Annotated in this window: 12 protein-coding genes and 1 tRNA gene; 6 read left to right on the top strand and 7 right to left on the bottom strand. The window is 60.8% G+C overall.

Annotated elements, in window-relative coordinates:
- Positions 1-9: 9 nt before the first annotated feature.
- On the top strand, positions 10-303 hold the full coding sequence (locus tag HMPREF2757_RS01275; protein ID WP_070572624.1) for a YciI family protein: 294 nt from the start codon (positions 10-12) through the stop codon (positions 301-303).
- Positions 304-366: 63 nt separating this feature from the next.
- Here the strand turns inward: HMPREF2757_RS01275 and HMPREF2757_RS01270 are convergent, their stop codons facing one another.
- Both HMPREF2757_RS01270 and uvrB read right to left on the bottom strand, forming a co-directional pair.
- Positions 367-1,359 carry a TerC family protein gene (locus HMPREF2757_RS01270; RefSeq protein WP_070572623.1) on the bottom strand — a complete coding sequence of 331 codons (993 nt, stop codon included), beginning with the start codon at positions 1,357-1,359 and terminating at the stop codon, positions 367-369.
- Between the two features lie 188 nt (positions 1,360-1,547).
- Positions 1,548-3,692: an excinuclease ABC subunit UvrB gene (uvrB, locus tag HMPREF2757_RS01265; RefSeq protein WP_070572621.1), complete on the bottom strand. Its 2,145-nt coding sequence runs from the start codon at positions 3,690-3,692 to the stop codon at positions 1,548-1,550.
- A 92-nt stretch (positions 3,693-3,784) separates the two neighbouring features.
- Here uvrB and HMPREF2757_RS01260 point away from each other — a divergent pair, with 92 nt between their 5' ends.
- Positions 3,785-4,213, top strand: coding sequence for an OsmC family peroxiredoxin (locus HMPREF2757_RS01260; protein WP_070572619.1), 429 nt, complete (start codon positions 3,785-3,787; stop codon positions 4,211-4,213).
- A gap of 119 nt (positions 4,214-4,332) precedes the next feature.
- Here the strand turns inward: HMPREF2757_RS01260 and coaE are convergent, their stop codons facing one another.
- The 3 genes from coaE to rpsA are packed head-to-tail and all read right to left on the bottom strand — an operon-like array spanning position 4,333 to position 8,218.
- Positions 4,333-4,956, bottom strand: a complete 624-nt coding sequence (gene coaE / locus HMPREF2757_RS01255) for a dephospho-CoA kinase (RefSeq protein WP_070572618.1) — start codon at positions 4,954-4,956, stop codon at positions 4,333-4,335.
- Positions 4,950-6,728 carry a hypothetical protein gene (locus HMPREF2757_RS01250; RefSeq protein WP_070572616.1) on the bottom strand — a complete coding sequence of 593 codons (1,779 nt, stop codon included), beginning with the start codon at positions 6,726-6,728 and terminating at the stop codon, positions 4,950-4,952. The genes coaE and HMPREF2757_RS01250 overlap by 7 nt, the downstream gene beginning before the upstream one ends.
- Positions 6,729-6,739: 11 nt before the next feature.
- Complete coding sequence (gene rpsA / locus HMPREF2757_RS01245; protein ID WP_070572614.1) at positions 6,740-8,218, bottom strand: 30S ribosomal protein S1; 1,479 nt, start codon at positions 8,216-8,218, stop codon at positions 6,740-6,742.
- Between the two features lie 191 nt (positions 8,219-8,409).
- On the opposite strand from rpsA, the gene HMPREF2757_RS01240 reads away from it, so the two are divergent.
- Entirely contained in the window at positions 8,410-9,246 is an 837-nt protein-coding gene (locus HMPREF2757_RS01240) for a class I SAM-dependent methyltransferase (RefSeq protein ID WP_070572612.1), read from the top strand.
- 57 nt (positions 9,247-9,303) lie between these two features.
- On the opposite strand, the gene polA is transcribed toward HMPREF2757_RS01240, so the two are convergent.
- Positions 9,304-11,931 carry a DNA polymerase I gene (polA, locus tag HMPREF2757_RS01235; protein ID WP_070572610.1) on the bottom strand — a complete coding sequence of 876 codons (2,628 nt, stop codon included), beginning with the start codon at positions 11,929-11,931 and terminating at the stop codon, positions 9,304-9,306.
- Positions 11,932-12,008: 77 nt separating this feature from the next.
- Here polA and HMPREF2757_RS01230 point away from each other — a divergent pair, with 77 nt between their 5' ends.
- Complete coding sequence (locus HMPREF2757_RS01230; RefSeq protein WP_070572608.1) at positions 12,009-12,455, top strand: PaaI family thioesterase; 447 nt, start codon at positions 12,009-12,011, stop codon at positions 12,453-12,455.
- 101 nt (positions 12,456-12,556) lie between these two features.
- On the opposite strand, the gene HMPREF2757_RS01225 is transcribed toward HMPREF2757_RS01230, so the two are convergent.
- On the bottom strand, positions 12,557-13,162 hold the full coding sequence (locus HMPREF2757_RS01225) for an ANTAR domain-containing response regulator (RefSeq protein ID WP_070572605.1): 606 nt from the start codon (positions 13,160-13,162) through the stop codon (positions 12,557-12,559).
- Between the two features lie 119 nt (positions 13,163-13,281).
- Here HMPREF2757_RS01225 and HMPREF2757_RS01220 point away from each other — a divergent pair.
- Both HMPREF2757_RS01220 and HMPREF2757_RS01215 read left to right on the top strand, forming a co-directional pair.
- Positions 13,282-13,363: transfer RNA gene (locus tag HMPREF2757_RS01220), tRNA-Leu, on the top strand.
- A 164-nt stretch (positions 13,364-13,527) separates the two neighbouring features.
- On the top strand, positions 13,528-16,695 hold the full coding sequence (locus HMPREF2757_RS01215) for an N-6 DNA methylase (RefSeq protein WP_176745861.1): 3,168 nt from the start codon (positions 13,528-13,530) through the stop codon (positions 16,693-16,695).
- The last annotated feature ends 95 nt before the right edge of the window (positions 16,696-16,790 follow it).

Raw genomic sequence — 16,790 nt, 5'->3', positions numbered from 1 at the left:
AGGAACGCCATGGCTTTCTATGCGGTCACCTATCGCTACAGCGACGACGAGCAGACGCGGATGGAGGTCCGTCCCACGCATCGGGAGTGGCTGGCCAAACTGGCTGACGCCGGAATGCTCATGGCTTCAGGCCCTCTTGTCAACACTCAACAGCCGGGAGCCCTCCTGATATTCCAGGCTGAAGAGAAAGCCAACGTCGAAGACCTCTTGACGAATGACCCCTTTGCCGAGGCTCGGGTGATCATCGAAACCACCATCGACGAATGGGATGTCGTCATCGGCGGCTTCGGTCAGGCACGCTGATCTGATCTTCACTGACAAGGGCGGACGCCGGTGCGTCCGCCCTTTCTGTGTGCCCGACTGGCATCACCCGCCGAGGTGCTCGCTGCGGAAGTGCCGGTAGTCGCGTTTGCGCTTGAGAAGGCTGGCGATGACAGCCACCGTCATGGAAACCACGATCACACCGAGCGAAACCGCCAGCGGGATCTCCGGCAGCTGGTGGGCCAAGGTTTCCCGGGCTGCCGTGTAGATGAGCTTGAAGCCGATGTAGCCGAGGATGACAGCGATGCCGTACTTGAGGTACTGCAGTTTGTCAGCCAGGTTCTCCAACAGGAAGTACAGCTGACGCAGCCCCATGAGCGCAAACAGGTTCGCAGTGAAGATGATGAACGCCGAACGAGTCACCGCCATGATCGCCGGAATCGAGTCGAGCGCGAACATGACGTCCGTGGTGCCGATGGCCAGGAACACCAGAAGCATCGGCGTGGCAAATCGCTTGCCGTCAATCTTCACGAAGATCTTGTTGTCGTGATAGTCATCCGTGAAGGGAAAGCGCTTCTTGACCATGCGGACGAGGAAGTTGTCGCCGCTGCCCTCGCCGTCGCCGTCTTTTTCCATGGCCTGCTTCCACGCAGTCCACAGCAGGAACGCGCCGAAGATGAAGAACACCCAGATGAACTTCTCGATGATCCACACGCCCGCAAGAATGAAGATGCCGCGGAACACCAGCGAAATGATGATGCCGACCATGAGCACTTCCTGCTGATAGCGCGGCGGCACCTTGAAAGCAGACAGCACGATGATGAAGACGAAGACGTTGTCAATCGACAGCGAATACTCCATGAGCCATCCGGCTAGGAACTCACCGCTTGCCTGCTTGTTGCCGAACAGGAAGAGCACTCCCGCGAAGATCAGCGCGAGGACAACGTAGAAGCCGACCCACAGGCCGGCTTCGCGATTCGAAGGCCGGTGGGGCCGTTTGAGGATGAGCAGCAGGTCTGCCAGGAGAAGAGCGCAGAGTACGCCGAGAACGATGAATTCGAAGGTCAGCGACAGTCCGCTGGCTGATTCGTGGTGCACGGGAGTTCTTTCTTAGGGGTCGTTGGAATCCGTGAAAGTCTTTCCTGCGCCGAAGCACCTGCTGCGTACGCTGCTGACCCGGATCCCGGTCCGACCGGACGCCGGACGGTTTCGTGTTGACGAGTCAGCACATGAGGATACTCCCCTTCACCGATCACCCAGTCTAGAGCACAGTGAGGGCCAGCCTGTCAGCTTTCGCGCTGGATCTGACGCAGATCACGTTTGAGCTCCTGCAGTTCATCGCGCAGGCGGGCTGCGAGCTCGAACTGCAGGTCGGCTGCCGCCTGGTTCATCTGCTCGGTGAGTTCGGCAATGAGCTCAGGAAGGTCGGTCGTCGGCGGACGCACGGATGTCGGCTGTCCTGTCTCCTGACCTGCCGAGCGGGCGCGCTGCTCATCGGTTTGGGCCGAGTTGTAGCCGCGTTTGCCCTTGCCGTAGTCGAAGTCGTTGAGAAGCTCGGCGGTGTCTTCGTTGTCGCGTTTGAGCCGCTCCGTGATGTCGGCGATCTTCTTGACCAGCGGCTGCGGATCGATTCCGTGTTCCCTGTTGAACGCGATCTGCTTTTCGCGTCGGCGTTGTGTTTCGTCGATGGCCCGCTGCATGGATTCGGTTCGCGTATCGGCGTACATGTGCACTTCGCCGTTGACGTTTCGGGCGGCACGGCCGATGGTCTGAATGAGCGAGGTGGTGGACCGCAGGAAGCCCTCTTTGTCGGCATCGAGAATCGACACGAGCGACACCTCGGGCAGGTCGAGACCCTCACGCAGCAGGTTGATGCCGACCAGCACGTCGAACACACCGGAGCGCAGTTCGCTCAGCAGCTCAACGCGGCGCAGAGTGTCGACGTCCGAGTGCAGGTATTCGACCCGCACATTGTGGTTCAGCAGATAGTCCGTGAGGTCTTCCGCCATCTTCTTCGTCAGCGTCGTCACGAGCACGCGTTCGTTGCGCTCCACCCGCAGATTGATTTCATCCAGCAGGTCGTCAATCTGACCGCGCGTGGGTTTGACGATGACCTTCGGGTCGACCAGGCCAGTGGGGCGAATGATCTGTTCGACAACGCCGTTGGAGCGCTCGAGTTCGTAATCACCGGGTGTAGCCGAAAGGTAGACGGTCTGGCCGATCCGATCCTGGAACTCCGAGAACCGCAGCGGCCTGTTATCCAGGGCGCTCGGCAGGCGGAAGCCGTGCTCAACGAGTGTGCGCTTGCGCGACATGTCGCCTTCGTACATACCGCCGATCTGCGGGATCGTCACGTGTGACTCGTCGACCACAAGCAGGAAGTCTTCCGGGAAGTAGTCAAGCAGACAGTTCGGAGCGGTGCCCGCCGCACGACCGTCGATGTGCCGCGAATAGTTCTCAATCCCGGACGTGAAGCCCATCGACTGCATCATTTCGAGGTCGTAGGTGGTGCGCATCTTCAGCCGCTGGGCTTCCAGCAGCTTGTTCTGCCCCTCGAGTTCAGCCAGTCGCTCCTGCAGTTCGGCCTCGATGTCTGCAATCGCACGCGCCATACGGTCTTCGCCTGCCACGTAGTGCGAAGCCGGGAAGATGTGAATGACCTCTTCTTCGCGAATGATTTCGCCCGTCAGCGGGTGAAGAGTGTAGAGAGCTTCGATTTCGTCGCCGAAGAACTCAATTCGAATGGCGAGCTCTTCGTACTGAGGGATGATTTCGACGGTGTCGCCGCGCACGCGGAAAGTGCCGCGGGTGAACGCAACGTCGTTGCGGGTGTACTGCATTGTCACGAACTGCTTGAGCAGCGCGTCGCGGTCAACTTCTTCGCCGACCTCGAGGGAAACCATGCGCTCCACGTACTCTTCCGGTGTTCCAAGACCGTAGATGCACGACACGGTGGAGACGACGACAACATCGCGTCGGGTCAGAAGCGCATTTGTTGCCGAGTGGCGCAGGCGCTCGACTTCGTCGTTGATCGACGAATCCTTTTCAATGAACGTATCCGTCTGCGGTACATAGGCTTCCGGCTGGTAGTAGTCGTAGTACGACACGAAGTACTCGACGGCGTTGTTCGGCAGCAGCTGACGGAACTCATTGGCCAGCTGGGCTGCCAGCGTCTTGTTGTGCGCCATGATGAGCGTGGGCCGCTGCACCTCTTCGATCAGCCACGCTGCTGTCGCAGACTTGCCCGTGCCCGTCGCACCCATGAGGACAACGTCTTTTTCTCCCGCGCGAAGCCGCTCGGCCATTTCGGCAATGGCCGTGGGCTGATCGCCCGACGGCTTGTATTCGCTGACGACCTCGAACGGGGCCACCGAACGGGTGACTTCCGGCCGGTGTCCGATCTTGGGAACGGGAAGAGACTGCTGCGCCATGCATCCAGGCTACTCTGCACGGCAGCGCTCCACGAGCGCCGGAGGGGCCAGAGCGCATAGAGTTGGAGTGAACCCCAATCTGAGGAGGCAAAATGAGCCGCGTAACAAAAGCACAGGCCACCTGGAAGGGCCACCTGGCTGACGGCGAAGGATCCGCTTCGCTGGAAAGTGCCGGAATCGGCCCGTTCACCGTCAACTGGACAAACCGCGCCGAAGCCGAAGTCGACAAGGTGACAAGCCCCGAAGAGCTCATCGGAGCTGGTCTTGCGTCGTGCTTTTCGATGGCGCTTGCCAACATCGTCGCTGAAGAGGGCGCCACTCCCGAGCAGATCACCACGGGGGCCGACGTCACCTTCGACCCAGTCAAGGGCATCAAGGAGATCCACCTCGTCACTGTCGGCCGCGCAGGGGGCATAGAGCAGAAGACGTTCCAGACACTCGCTGAGCGGGCCAAGAAGACCTGCCCGGCGGCAAAAGCGCTGTCGGGTGTGAAGATCACGCTCAGCGCCACTATGGCCTAAAAGATCAGAGAGCCACGAGAAGAGAACAGCGCCGTCATCGACGGCGCTGTTCTGTGCTCATGGACGGCTCGCGCCCACTGCTTCCCAGAACTCACGGGGTAGTCAGCAGCAGAACGCTGTCACCGGCCGGGCTGGGAGCTCCTGGCTTTGCGCGCGGCTGGTTGGATCACGCTTTGGAAGGCCTCTTCGAATCGCTCTTCGAATTCCTCGGGGGTGCCGGAATTGTCGAGAACAACATCTGCGATTGACTTGCGCTGATCGTCTGAGGCCTGGCGGAGAATCCGCTGGCGAGCATCAGCTTCGTCCATTCCGCGCAGCTGCACCAGCCGCTGTAAGCGCACTTCGGCGGGAACGTCGACGACGACGACAAGGTCATAGTCGTCTTCCATGCTGTTCTCAGCCAGCAGAGGAACATCGTGGACGACGGTCCCGCTTCCGGCCTGCTCGGCAAACAGCTCAGCGGTGCGCTGTGCAATAGCCGGGTGCATGATGTCGTTGAGGGCCCGTGTGGATTCGGCGTCGACAAATGCGATTCGAGCAAGTTCAGCGCGGTCCAGTTCTCCGTCCTTGACAACTGACTCTCCGAAGCGCTCACGCAGTGCCCGCAGGGCGAGCTGTCCGGGTTCGACGACTTCGCGTGCAACAACGTCCGAGTCGATGACGGGTACGCCCCGCGCTCTGAACAGCGCTGCCGCAGTTGACTTTCCGGCTCCGATACCGCCGGTCAGACCTATTTTCAGCATCCTTGCTCCTTGTTCAGCTTGATCATCCACACCCCGCCTGTATGTTGAGGCGTCACACCGGCGGCTTCGCCGACGGCCTGTGCGATGTCCGGGGCTGACTGCGGCAGGTAGAAGCCGTCGTCGGCAATGAGGATGTAGTCAACTCCCCCGCCGCACAGCTCTCTGACTCCGTCTTGCAGTTCTGCAGCACTCGGCACGGGACCGCCGCGCTTTTCTTCTAGGAGGATATCCAGCGAATCGGCGGGCGCGGCATAGGTTACGGGTGCGTCGTCGCGCCCGCCGATGAAGTAGCCCCCGGTCTCGCGGTAGTGCATACCGGACACGGCCTGCCAGACCATCGCCTCGTCTGCCCGAGGATAGGCCCAGGCCCGCGGCCTGGGAAGTGTTTTGACCAGCGATCCTGCTGGGATCGTGTCGTGAATCGACTGGGTGTAGAACGCGGGGATGTGGAGGTCACGCGCGGGAACTGGGGCCGCGGTTGTCAATACGAGCACACTTGCCAGTCCAGCGCCGGTCAGAGCGCGAACCGGCAGAGCACGCGCACGTTCCATCAGCAGCGCCGACAGAACAGAACAGGCGAGCACAACATGGATCATCAACCGCATCGGAAGAATATTTCCAAGCACGGGTGTAAGCTCCACCAGCCGGAACGGCCCTAGGGGCAGCACCTGCTCGCCGCCTAAAAGCACCGGTGAGCCCAGGGACAGAACCCACACGCCAGCCCCGGTCAGGGCAGCGGTGCGGGCCGCTGGGCTTCGCTTCCACAGCACGATGAGGGCGATAAGACACAGCACAAGCCACAGTGCGCTCAGGTAGCCGCCAAGTTCCGAGGGGTCAATCGGCTCAATCCGCGGCAGCTTCGCTCCCCCGCCGATTCGGGTGTAGTGGCCCGGGGTGACCGCATCGAGAACATCGGTGTTCCACACCCCGTGCGGGCGGATGGCTTCCCGCGGAGCGTTCGGTCTGAACCACATGGTGAACAGCAGAGGCGCAGCTATGACAAGTCCAATGACCGCAGCGATTGCACCTCGGCGAAGAACAGCAGGCGCAGAGGCCCGAACGTGAGACCACGCCGACAGGCTTGCTGAAGCCGCGAAGACAAGGACTGCGAGGAAGGTGCCCGCCAACAGCTCAGTTGAAATATAGAACTGCCAGCCCAGAACAATGCCGAAGGGCACCGTCCAACGGCGGTCGCGTGCAATGAGCAGCATCAGCAGCACCACCAAAGGCGGGAAGGCCGCGCTGGCCAGATTCAGGTGGCCCGAAGACTGGGCGATGGTGTAGGTGGAGAAACCGTACAGGGCGCCGGCGAAGAATGCGGGCAGATGAGCGGTGAAGCGTCGGCAGAGAAGCGCTGCCGCAAGGGCTGACACCACCGGGGCGCACACGATGGCGAGGTTGTAGCTTACGATCGGACCAAACGCCCAGGTGATCGGCACGAGCGGCAGGCCTATGCCGACAAGCGAGGTGTTCCACGCTCCGTTGACACCGTCTGGGGCGTTCATTGCGGTGGTGTAGAGCAGAGAACTGTCAAAGGTGGGTCTGCCCAGCCATCCGCCGACAACATCGGCCGTGTGGGCTATCCACCAGATGAAGAGGGACGAATCGTCGTTGTCAGCAAAGACTCTTGAGCCGAAGCCGCCGAAGAGCTCCGCGTAGACGACCGCGGACAAGCAGGCCAGGACGGCAGTGTAGATCAGCCAGGGAGCGAGTTTTCTGATGTGGAAAGCAGAAGCCGCGGCCCCTCCCCGTGGGAGTGGCCGCGGCTTCATCTCAGAGGAGATCAGCTGCCTGCAAGCTTCTCGCGCAGAGCGGCGAGAGCTTCGTCCGAAGCGAGGGTGCCTTCGTCATCAGCCGATTCTTCCGTGCTGAACGAAGCGCCCGCACCGGCGGCGTCGTCGCCGGCCTGAGCGGCGGCTTCGGCGTCGGCGGCGATTGCGCGCGCAACCTGCTTCTTGTGCTCTTCCCAGCGCTCCTGGGCTGCAGCGTACTGCTGCTCCCATTCTTCGCGCTGCGCTTCGTAGCCTTCCATCCATTCCTGGGTTTCGGGGTCGAAGCCTTCGGGGTACTTGTAGTTGCCGTCTTCGTCGTACTCCTGGAGCATGCCGTACAGAGCCGGGTCGAGGAATTCCTCCGCGTCCGGGTCGACACCTTCGTTGGCCTGCTTGAGCGACAGCGAGATGCGGCGGCGGTCCAGGTCGATGTCAATGACCTTGACGTAGATGGTTTCGTCAACCGACACGACCTGCTCGGGCAGGTCGATGTGCCGAACGGCGAGCTCGGAGATGTGAACGAGACCTTCGATGCCGTCTTCGACGCGAACGAACGCACCGAACGGAACGAGCTTGGTGACCTTGCCGGGCACGATCTGGCCGATGACGTGAGTCCGAGCAAAGTGCTGCCACGGGTCTTCCTGGGTGGCCTTGAGCGACAGTGAAACGCGTTCGCGGTCCATGTCGACATCGAGAACCTCCACCGTGACCTCGTCGCCGACTGCGACGACCTCGGAGGGGTGGTCGATGTGCTTCCAGGACAGTTCGGACACGTGGACGAGTCCGTCGACTCCGCCCAGGTCCACGAATGCACCGAAGTTGACGATCGACGACACGACACCGGGGCGCACCTGGCCCTTCTGCAGGGTCTGCAGGAAGTCGTGGCGGACGGCCGACTGGGTTTCTTCCAGCCATGCGCGGCGCGACAGAACGACGTTGTTGCGGTTCTTGTCGAGCTCGATGATCTTGGCTTCGACTTCCTGGCCGATGTACGGCGTGAGGTCGCGCACGCGGCGCATTTCCACAAGCGAAGCAGGCAGGAAGCCGCGCAGTCCGATGTCGACGATGAGGCCGCCCTTGACGACTTCGATGACCGAACCGGTGACGACGCCGTCGTCTTCCTTGATCTTTTCGATGTCGCCCCAAGCGCGCTCGTACTGTGCGCGCTTCTTCGAGAGCATCAGGCGTCCGTCTTTGTCTTCCTTCGTCAGCACGAGTGCTTCGATCGGATCCCCGACTTCGACAACCTCAGAGGGGTCGACGTCGTGCTTGATCGACAGTTCGCGCGAAAGGATGACGCCTTCCGTCTTGTATCCGATGTCGACCAGGACTTCGTCGCGGTCAACCTTGACGACTGTGCCTTCAACGATGTCGCCGTCGTTGAAGTACTTGATGGTTTCGTCGACTGCCGCGAGGAAATCTTCCGCAGATCCGATGTCGTCGACAGCGACCTGCTTGGTGTTCGCCGCGTCCGGCGTGGTAGTGGTCATAAAGTTAGGGACTCCGATTTGGATTATCCGGTCCGGGCGGGCTGCTCGGTCCGGAGCTCGTGTTGATATGGACAGATTATTGTGTGTACGCGGGCGAGCAGAGCGGCGCAAGCATTACACAATGATCAAGCGTAACATCCATTGAGTCGCTTTAGAATAGACAGCCCGCTGCTTAATGAGGATGGAAGTGTATGAGCACGTCTGACGGCTACCCCAGCATCATCTCCGGCGGATACTTTCCGATCGACGAGGAGGCCTCTGTTCGGGCCAATCGCACCTACTGGGACAACTCCGCGGAGGACTACCTGGCCGAGCACGGCTCTTTTCTCGGTGCCAAAGAATTCATCTGGTGTCCAGAAGGGGTTAACGAAGACGACGTCAACCTGCTCGGCGATGTTGCGCGCAGACAGGTGCTCGAGATCGGCTGCGGGGCCGGGCAGTGTTCGCGCTGGGTTGCAGAACAGGGCGGAATCGTCACCGGATGCGATGTATCGTCCGGCATGCTCGAACAGGCCGCCCGACTCTCCAGGGAAAACCCGCTGAGCGACTCCGCCACCCCGCCGACGTTCCTGCTGGCAGATGCCCGCCAGCTGCCGTTCCCCTCGGGCTCATTTGACATTGCCTTTTCGTCCTACGGTGCCCTCCCCTTTGTCAAAGACGCCGAAAAGGTGCTTGCTGAAACCGCGCGCGTTCTGCGCCCCGGTGGTCGGTGGGTATTCTCCGTCACCCATCCGCTGCGTTGGATATTCCCTGATCTGCCCGGCGAAGACGGCCTGTGCGTCGAATACTCCTATTTCGACCGCACCCCCTATGTCGAACTCGACGAACAGGGAAATCCGGTCTACGCAGAACACCACCGCACTCTGGGCGACTGGATCTCACTGATCCACGGAGCCGGCTTCACACTGGAAAAGCTCACCGAACCCGAATGGCCCGAAGACAACGAAACCTCGTGGGGCGGATGGTCCCCCCTGCGCGGCAAGCTCATGCCCGGCACCGCGATCTTCTCCACCCGCTTGGCACAGTGACTCAGTACGGCTGTGGCCCCACTTTTCGGGTGGGACCACAGCCGTATGAGCGCCGCGTCAGTGAGCCGCGGACTGCCAGTCCGGCCCACGGCCCACATTGACGTCAAGGGGAACGCTGAGCTCAGCGGCATCGCGCATCGTATCGACCACAATCTTCTCGACGCTGTCGAACTCTCCGGCGGCGCACTCGACAATCACTTCATCGTGCACCTGCAGGAGAATGCGCGAGGCGAGATCCGCCTCGGCAAGGGCGTCGGCAATGCGGAACATTGCGATCTTCATAATGTCCGCCGCAGTTCCCTGGATAGGACTGTTGAGAGCCGCCCGCTCGGCCATTTCGCGCTGTGGGCGGCTTGAGGACTGCAGTGCCGGCAGATAGCGACGGCGACCGTACATTGTCTGGGTGTAGCCCCTCTGGCGAGCTTCTTCGACCGAACCGTCAAGGTACTTCTTCACCGCACCGAAACGCGAGAAGTACTCGGCCATGAGATCCGACGCTTCGGTCGGGCTGATGCCCAGCTGATTCGACAGCCCGTAGGCCGACAAACCGTAGACCAGCCCGTAGGACATGGCCTTGACCTTTTCGCGCTGCTGCCGACTGACATCCTCAACCGGGATCTGAAAAACCTGGCCGGCCACGAAGGAGTGCAGGTCCTCACCGGCGCGGAAGGCCTCGATGAGCGCTTCGTCACCGGACAGGTGAGCCATGATCCGCATTTCGATCTGCGAATAGTCAGCGCTCATAAGGTCCGTAAAGCCCGCATCGGCATCGGCCGTGAATACACCGCGGATTCTCCGGCCCGAATCGGTGCGGACCGGTATGTTCTGCAGATTGGGGTCTTTTGAGCTCAATCTGCCGGTTGCAGTCATCGTCTGCAGGTAGGTGGTGTGAATCCGTCCGTCGTCGGCGATCTCCTTCTTCAGACCCACAACCGTCTGCTTGAGCTTGATGCGTTCGCGGTGAGCCAACAGGTGCTCCAAGAAAGGGTGCTGGGTTCTGCGAAACAGGTCGTGCAGAGCATCGGCGTTGGTGGTGTAGCCGGTCTTCGTCTTCTTGGTCTTCGGCATGTCGAGTTCGTCGAAGAGCACGGTCTGCAGCTGTTTGGGCGAACCCAGGTTCACGGTGTGGCCGATGGCGCTGTAGGCGTCTTCGGCGCTCTGGTCGGCTTCGCGTCCGAACTCGTCGATGAGGTTCTGCAGCTGCGTGGAGTCGATGTTGATGCCGATTCGCTCCATCGCCGCCAGGACCGCCTGCGCGGGCATCTCGATGTCGTCGAGAACTGCAAGCTGACTGTACTCTTCGAGCTGGTCCCGCAGAATCGGGGCCAGCCGGGATGCGAGAAAAGCCTTTCTGGCCGCTGCTTCATCATTCGTGTTCTCCAGCAGAGTGCCGGCGTTTTCGTCCGGCTCAGCCGCAGCGATGCCAGCACGGCTCTGGGCAAGTTCTTCGAGGTCATAGCCGCGCGCGTCCGGTGTCAGCAGGTAGGCGGCAAGCTCCGTGTCCGTCCACACGCTCACCCGAAGACCGTTGTCGGCTAAAGCTTTGATCTGCGGTTTGGCGTCGTGCATTGCAATCTGCGGATGCTCAGTCAGAAGGGCCGACAGCTGCTGTTGGGCGTCCGGGCTGAGAGTGCTCAGGTCAATAAGCCACGCGCTGTCACCTGCGGCAAAGCCCAGGCGGTCGGGCGTGTCGAGATCGACGTCCACACCCAGGACACTGCCGGAAGCGGCTTCCGCAACAGCGCGGATGCTGTCGGTCTTCTGTGGAGCGGGAGCTTCGCTCCCGGTGGGCGCAGGGATTTCCCCGCCGCCGAGGAATGGCCCGATTTCTGCTGCCAGCTGACGGAATTCGAGCGCGTCGAACAGCTCGGTGATCTCTTCGGCGCTGCCGCGGCCCAGAGCTGCATCAGCAAGATCCAGCGGGATGTCAAGGTCGTCGATGAGCCTGTTGAGGCGGTAGTTGCGTTCGACATCCGCAATGTGATCGCGCAGGCTCTGCCCGACCTTGCCGCCGACGTCCTCGGCGTTGTCGATGATCGAGGGAAGGTCACCGTACTTGGTCAGCCATTTTGCGGCCGTCTTCTCGCCCACCCCGGGCACGCCGGGCAGATTGTCCGCCTTTTCGCCCACGAGCGCGGCAAGGCCCCGGTAGTTCGCCGGAGTGACACCGTACTTGTCTTCCACTGCCTGCGGCGTCATGTGCTGCAGATCGGTGAAACCCCGTTTGGGGTACATGATTGTGATGTTGTCATCAGCCAACTGGAAGGAGTCTTTGTCACCCGATGCGATGAGGGTGTCATAGCCCTCCCCCGCACCCCGGCGCGCCAGCGAGGCCAGGAGGTCATCCGCCTCGTACCCCTCCCGAGTGATGACCGGGACGCCGAAGGCGGTGAGCATGTCCTTGATGAGGTCCACCTGACCGTGAAAGTCCTCCGGAGTCTTTGCCCGACCGGCTTTGTACTCCGGGTACTCTTCGAGCCGAAAGGTCTGCCGACCCAGGTCGAACGCCACGGCCACGTGAGTGGGTTCGAGCGAATTGACGGCGGTCAGCAGCATTCTGGCAAAGCCGAAAACAGCGTTCGTGGTCTGACCGTCAGCCGTTGAGAAGTTCTCCGGCGGCAGAGCAAAGTAGGCCCGGTAGGCAAGGGAATGACCGTCAATCAGAAGAAGTCTCTTGGTGCTCACACCCCCCACACTACCGGCAAAACCACTGCGCTAACCGCCGGCTGGGATCGGCTAGAGTGACCACAGCAAGGAGGAACATGAAGCAGATCACACCACTGGCACCGGGACTGAGCGAAACCGAGTACGCGGCGATCCTCGCCGGCCATCCGCAATTCGGCGATGACACCCTCATGGCCGCAATGAACATGTCAATTGACTCACTCGGCTACGACTTCCTGAGCGGAAGCGTGCCCGTTGAGGGCAACAAGCAGCCAGCCGGGCTGTTCCACGGCGGCGCCCACGTAGCACTTGCAGAAACCCTGGCCTCCCAGCATTCCTTTCTGCGCGCGGGCACCAACGTCGTCGGCGTCGACCTCAACGCAACTCACCTGAAAGCCGCCCGCAGCGGTCGCGTCCGGGGACGTGCCGAAGTGATCCACGCCGGTCGGACCATCATCAACCACGAAGTCCGCATGACCGACGACGACAGCAGACTGCTGTCGATCGTGCGGATCACCAACCTGGTGCTCCAGCCCCAGGCCTGAGGCTAGAGCATCAGCTTTACACCAGGTCCGGCCGTTCACGGCCACCGCACGGCGAAGGCGGTCCTGTCCGAGCGTCGGTCAGGACCGCCTTCAGCGAAAGCTCAGTCTTTCGAATCGAGCTGGTTGAGAACAGTTTCGGCGACTTCGCGCATTGTCAGACGACGGTCCATTGACGTCTTCTGAATCCAGCGGAACGCTTCGGGTTCGGTCAGCCCCATATTGGAGATGAGCAGGCCCTTGGCTCGTTCGACCAGCTTCCGGGTTTCGAAGCGGTCGGTCATGTCCGCAATCTCAGATTCCAGTGCTTGGATCTCCTGATAGCGCGACTGTGCGATCTCCAGGGCCGGAACCAGGTCGGCGGCCGTGAACGGCTTGACGACATAGGCCATGGCACCGGCATCGCGGGCGCGCTCAACGAGTTCCGTCTGGGAGAACGCGGTGAGCAGCACGACGGGAGCAATGCTGGCCTTGGCAATCTTTTCGGCTGCGGAAATGCCGTCGAGCTTCGGCATTTTGATGTCCATGACCACAAGGTCGGGACGGAGCTCTTCGGCAAGGCGGACGGCTGATTCGCCGTCGCCTGCTTCGCCTACGACGTCGTAGCCGACTTCCCGGAGCATTTCCACAATGTCGAGTCGGATAACGGATTCGTCTTCGGCGACGATGACTCGGCGTACGGGCTGAAGTTCTTGATCTGGGTTAGACACGCCTCCATCGTAGTCGGCTCAGCGCGCAAACGGTATGGCAGGCCAGGTCTGCGCACAGAAGACGGCGCTGGTGGCGCCTGTTTTGTGCATCTGAGCGCGTGCACTACGATTACCCTGATGCCGGATTGGCGGAATTGGTAGACGCGGAGCACTCAAAATGCTCTATCGCAAGATGTGCGGGTTCGAGTCCCGCATCCGGTACAGGTCAACACCCCACCTGACCAGGGAGAACACTAGGCGGAATACCGAAGTGTGACTCAGAATCAGGGAGAGTGTGACTCTTGCGGCTCGTTTCTTCGCTGATGAAGGGGCGAGCCGCACGTGTAGCATCCGCATAGGGCGGATGCCCAGTGCAGGAGCTCGCTGTGTTTGAAACGACTTCGACGATCATCGCCCGCCTCGCCCGCGCACACGAGAGCGGAGTTTCCGAAGCCACCATTCAGTCAGATGTACGACAGCTCATCCTGTCGTCGAACCTCAACCTCATCGACGACAACGTCGAAGAGGTCAACCTCGAATCTCCGACCGGAGACGGCACCCGCCGCAGGATCGACATCGAAGTCGCCACCACGGTCATCGAGGTGAAGCGAGACCTCCACGCCGGCAAGGTGCTCGTCGATGCAGAAGCACAGCTCGCAGGCTATGTCCATCGCCGTGTGAGGGAGACCGGCACCCGCTTCTACGGCATCCTCACCGACGGCCGGCACTGGCGGCTCTACATTCCCGAAGTCGGCGACCACCGAGGTATCGTCCTCGTCGGCGACGAACTCGTCATCTCTTCAGCGGCAGACGAGACGAAGCTCCTCGACTGGCTCGGCGCGATCCTCTCCCGTGTTGAGGGCATCTACCCGACTCCCGAACGCATCGAGCAGGTGCTTGGTGCATCGTCTCCCAGCTATAAGGCCGACCACGCGACACTGCTGGCGCTCTTCGAGTCTGCAGTCGAGGATCCCGAAGTGCAGCTCAAACGGGAACTGTGGGACAAGCTGCTGCGGACAGCATTCGGCGAAGACTTCGACGGCGACATCCAGCTCTTCGTCGACCACACGCTCCTTGTCCTCACCGCTGAAATCATCGCCCACGCAGTCATCGGCTACGACGTGTCGAGGTCCGGATCACTCACAGCCGATCAGCTCGCACAGGGCACCCTCTTCACTCAGGCAGAGATCAACGGTGTCGTCGAAGCCGACTTCTTCGACTGGCCCCTCGAAGTCGACGGCGGTCACGAGTTCATCACAACGCTTGCCAACCGCCTGGCTCGTTTCGACTGGAAGCACGTCGACCACGATGTGCTCAAACACGTCTATGAGAGCATCGTCACCCCTGAGACTCGTCAGAACCTCGGAGAGTATTACACGCCAGACTGGCTGGCGGAGCACATGCTTGATGAACTTGGCTACGACCCGTTGGAGAACCGTGTCCTCGACGCCTCGTGTGGTTCAGGCACATTCATCTTCCACGCTGTCCGTGACTACCTCGAAGCCGCGGATGAGGCCGGGATCGACAACCGTGAGGCGATCAACGGCGTCGTCTCTCACGTCTTCGGCATGGACATCCATCCGGTCGCCGTGGCGCTTGCCCGAGTGACCTATCTTCTCGCGATCGGCACGGAGCGGCTGCAGAAGCCGCGTGATGGCTTCTCAGTTCCGGTCTACATCGGTGATTCAGTGCAGTGGGAGCAGTCGAAAAACTTGTTCGCTGCCGCCGACACGGTAACTATCCCGACGTCCGGATCTTCGATCCTCTCGGCTGACGAAGCGCTCATCTCAGAAGACCCGCTGAGGATTCCGGTCTCTCTCATGCGCGACACCCAGAGGTTCGACGAAATCATCAACTCGATCGCGGCTGCCGTCGTCAGCTTTGAGTCGTCCGATCAACGATCCCGCCACGACAACCTCTCCAAACTCGAAGGCACGTTCGCAAAGGATCTGAACAAGAGCCTGCAGGCGAATTTCCCGGAGCTGAGCAAGGACGAACTGGAGACGATGACGCAGACGGGAACCAGGATGTTCGGGCTCGAGCTCATGGGCCGTGACCGTATCTGGGCTTACTACGTCCGCAACCTCATCCGTCCCGTGTGGCTCTCCATGCCCGACAACCGTGTCGATATCCTCGTCGGCAACCCGCCGTGGCTGCGCTACAACAAGATGAACGCCTGGATGCAGAAGAAGTTCCTCGACCACTCCCGCGACCACAACCTCATCATCGGTCGACTCGGAGCCTCGGGTCGCGACCTCGCCACGCTGTTCGTCGCACGGGCGTGTGAACTGTACCTCCGCAGCGGAGGCCGGTTCTCCTTCGTCATGCCCCACTCCGCACTGACGCGGAAGTCGAGCGCTGGGTTCCGCACAGGCAACTGGGCACTCCATGTCGGTGAGGACCGCCCACACGAATACGCTCAATTCGACGAGGTGTGGGACCTGCAGAACGTCTCGACAGGCTTCCCCATCACGTCGGGTGTCATCGTCGGGCGCACGTCTCCGGACAAGGCCAACAAGATGCCGATGAAGGCAAAAGCGTTCTCAGGGCGCCTCAATCCCCCATCACAGCCGTGGGACAAAGCTCGTGATTCGATCACAACGAAGAACGTCCGGTTGGAGCAGGTCACATCGGACGACCTACCCAAATCTCCTTATGCGCGGCGGTTCAGACAGGGAGCGATTCTCGTACCGCGTCGGCTCATGTGGGCAGTTGAGCAGGAGGCTGGTCCGCTCGGGGTCGCAGCAGGCAAGGTCATGCTGCGGTCCCGCGTTGCAAGGCTGGACAAAGCACCGTGGAAGTCTCTAGCGCCGATCTCGGCAGCAGTCGGTGCTGAATATGTGTTCGACGGTGTTCTCGGCGAACACCTCATGCCCTATGACTCGCTCCCTACGGAGCGAGTAGTTCTACCGATTCGCGACGACAGTCTGATTCCGCGTGACGATGCCTTCCGTGATCCGAATATCGAGCCGTGGTGGCGAACGGCAGAAGCACACTGGGATGCGAACAAGAAGCCCGGCACGGAAGAAACTCTGGCTGAACACGTGGACTTTCTCGGTCAGCTTTCAGCACAGCTCGGCTCGTCGGGCGGCTATCTCGTCCTATACCCAAAGTCAGGGAACAACATCGCTGCATCTTGGATTAGGAACAGTGCAAGAACGATGATCGACCACCAGGCATACTGGATGCAAACGGATTCTCTATTAGAAGCCCGTTACCTCACCGGTATCCTCAATTCTCAGACGCTGGTCGAGCGAGTTCGCCCATTTCAAGCCGTAGGTTTGTTCGGCGCAAGGCACTTCGACAAATACGTGTTCTCAGTTCCCTTTGACCTCTTTGACCATGAGAACGACGACCACGCCCAGCTTGTCGATCTTGTCTCTCGGGCGGAAGAAGTAGCCTCATTGACGGATGTTTCTGGCGGAAAGACGTTCCAAGCCAAGCGCAAACTCATACGAAAGGCGTTGCAGAAGGACGGCATCGCGGAGAAGATCGAAGCCGTCGTCAACCGCATCCTGCCGGAGCTGACGTTGGATGATGATGTCGAGGACTAGGACACGCAGGGCCAGCTCGACCTTCACTGAAGACGTCTGAGCACTCTCCTAGAAATCGGGTCAGAATAGACCTGTCCGTCCCCGACAGAAAGGTG

This window comes from Brevibacterium sp. HMSC063G07 (assembly GCF_001810665.1).
Taxonomy (GTDB): domain Bacteria; phylum Actinomycetota; class Actinomycetes; order Actinomycetales; family Brevibacteriaceae; genus Brevibacterium.
The sequence above is the reverse complement of the archived record's forward strand: the minus strand, read 5'-3'. Positions and strand labels throughout refer to the sequence as shown.

Coding starts and splice junctions, on each gene's coding strand:
- HMPREF2757_RS01275 (WP_070572624.1), top strand. CDS start 10: ATGGCTTTCTATGCGGTCACCTATCGCTACAGCGACGACGAGCAGACG.
- uvrB (WP_070572621.1), bottom strand. CDS start 3,692: ATGGCGCAGCAGTCTCTTCCCGTTCCCAAGATCGGACACCGGCCGGAA.
- HMPREF2757_RS01260 (WP_070572619.1), top strand. CDS start 3,785: ATGAGCCGCGTAACAAAAGCACAGGCCACCTGGAAGGGCCACCTGGCT.
- coaE (WP_070572618.1), bottom strand. CDS start 4,956: ATGCTGAAAATAGGTCTGACCGGCGGTATCGGAGCCGGAAAGTCAACT.
- HMPREF2757_RS01250 (WP_070572616.1), bottom strand. CDS start 6,728: ATGAAGCCGCGGCCACTCCCACGGGGAGGGGCCGCGGCTTCTGCTTTC.
- rpsA (WP_070572614.1), bottom strand. CDS start 8,218: ATGACCACTACCACGCCGGACGCGGCGAACACCAAGCAGGTCGCTGTC.
- HMPREF2757_RS01240 (WP_070572612.1), top strand. CDS start 8,410: ATGAGCACGTCTGACGGCTACCCCAGCATCATCTCCGGCGGATACTTT.
- HMPREF2757_RS01230 (WP_070572608.1), top strand. CDS start 12,009: ATGAAGCAGATCACACCACTGGCACCGGGACTGAGCGAAACCGAGTAC.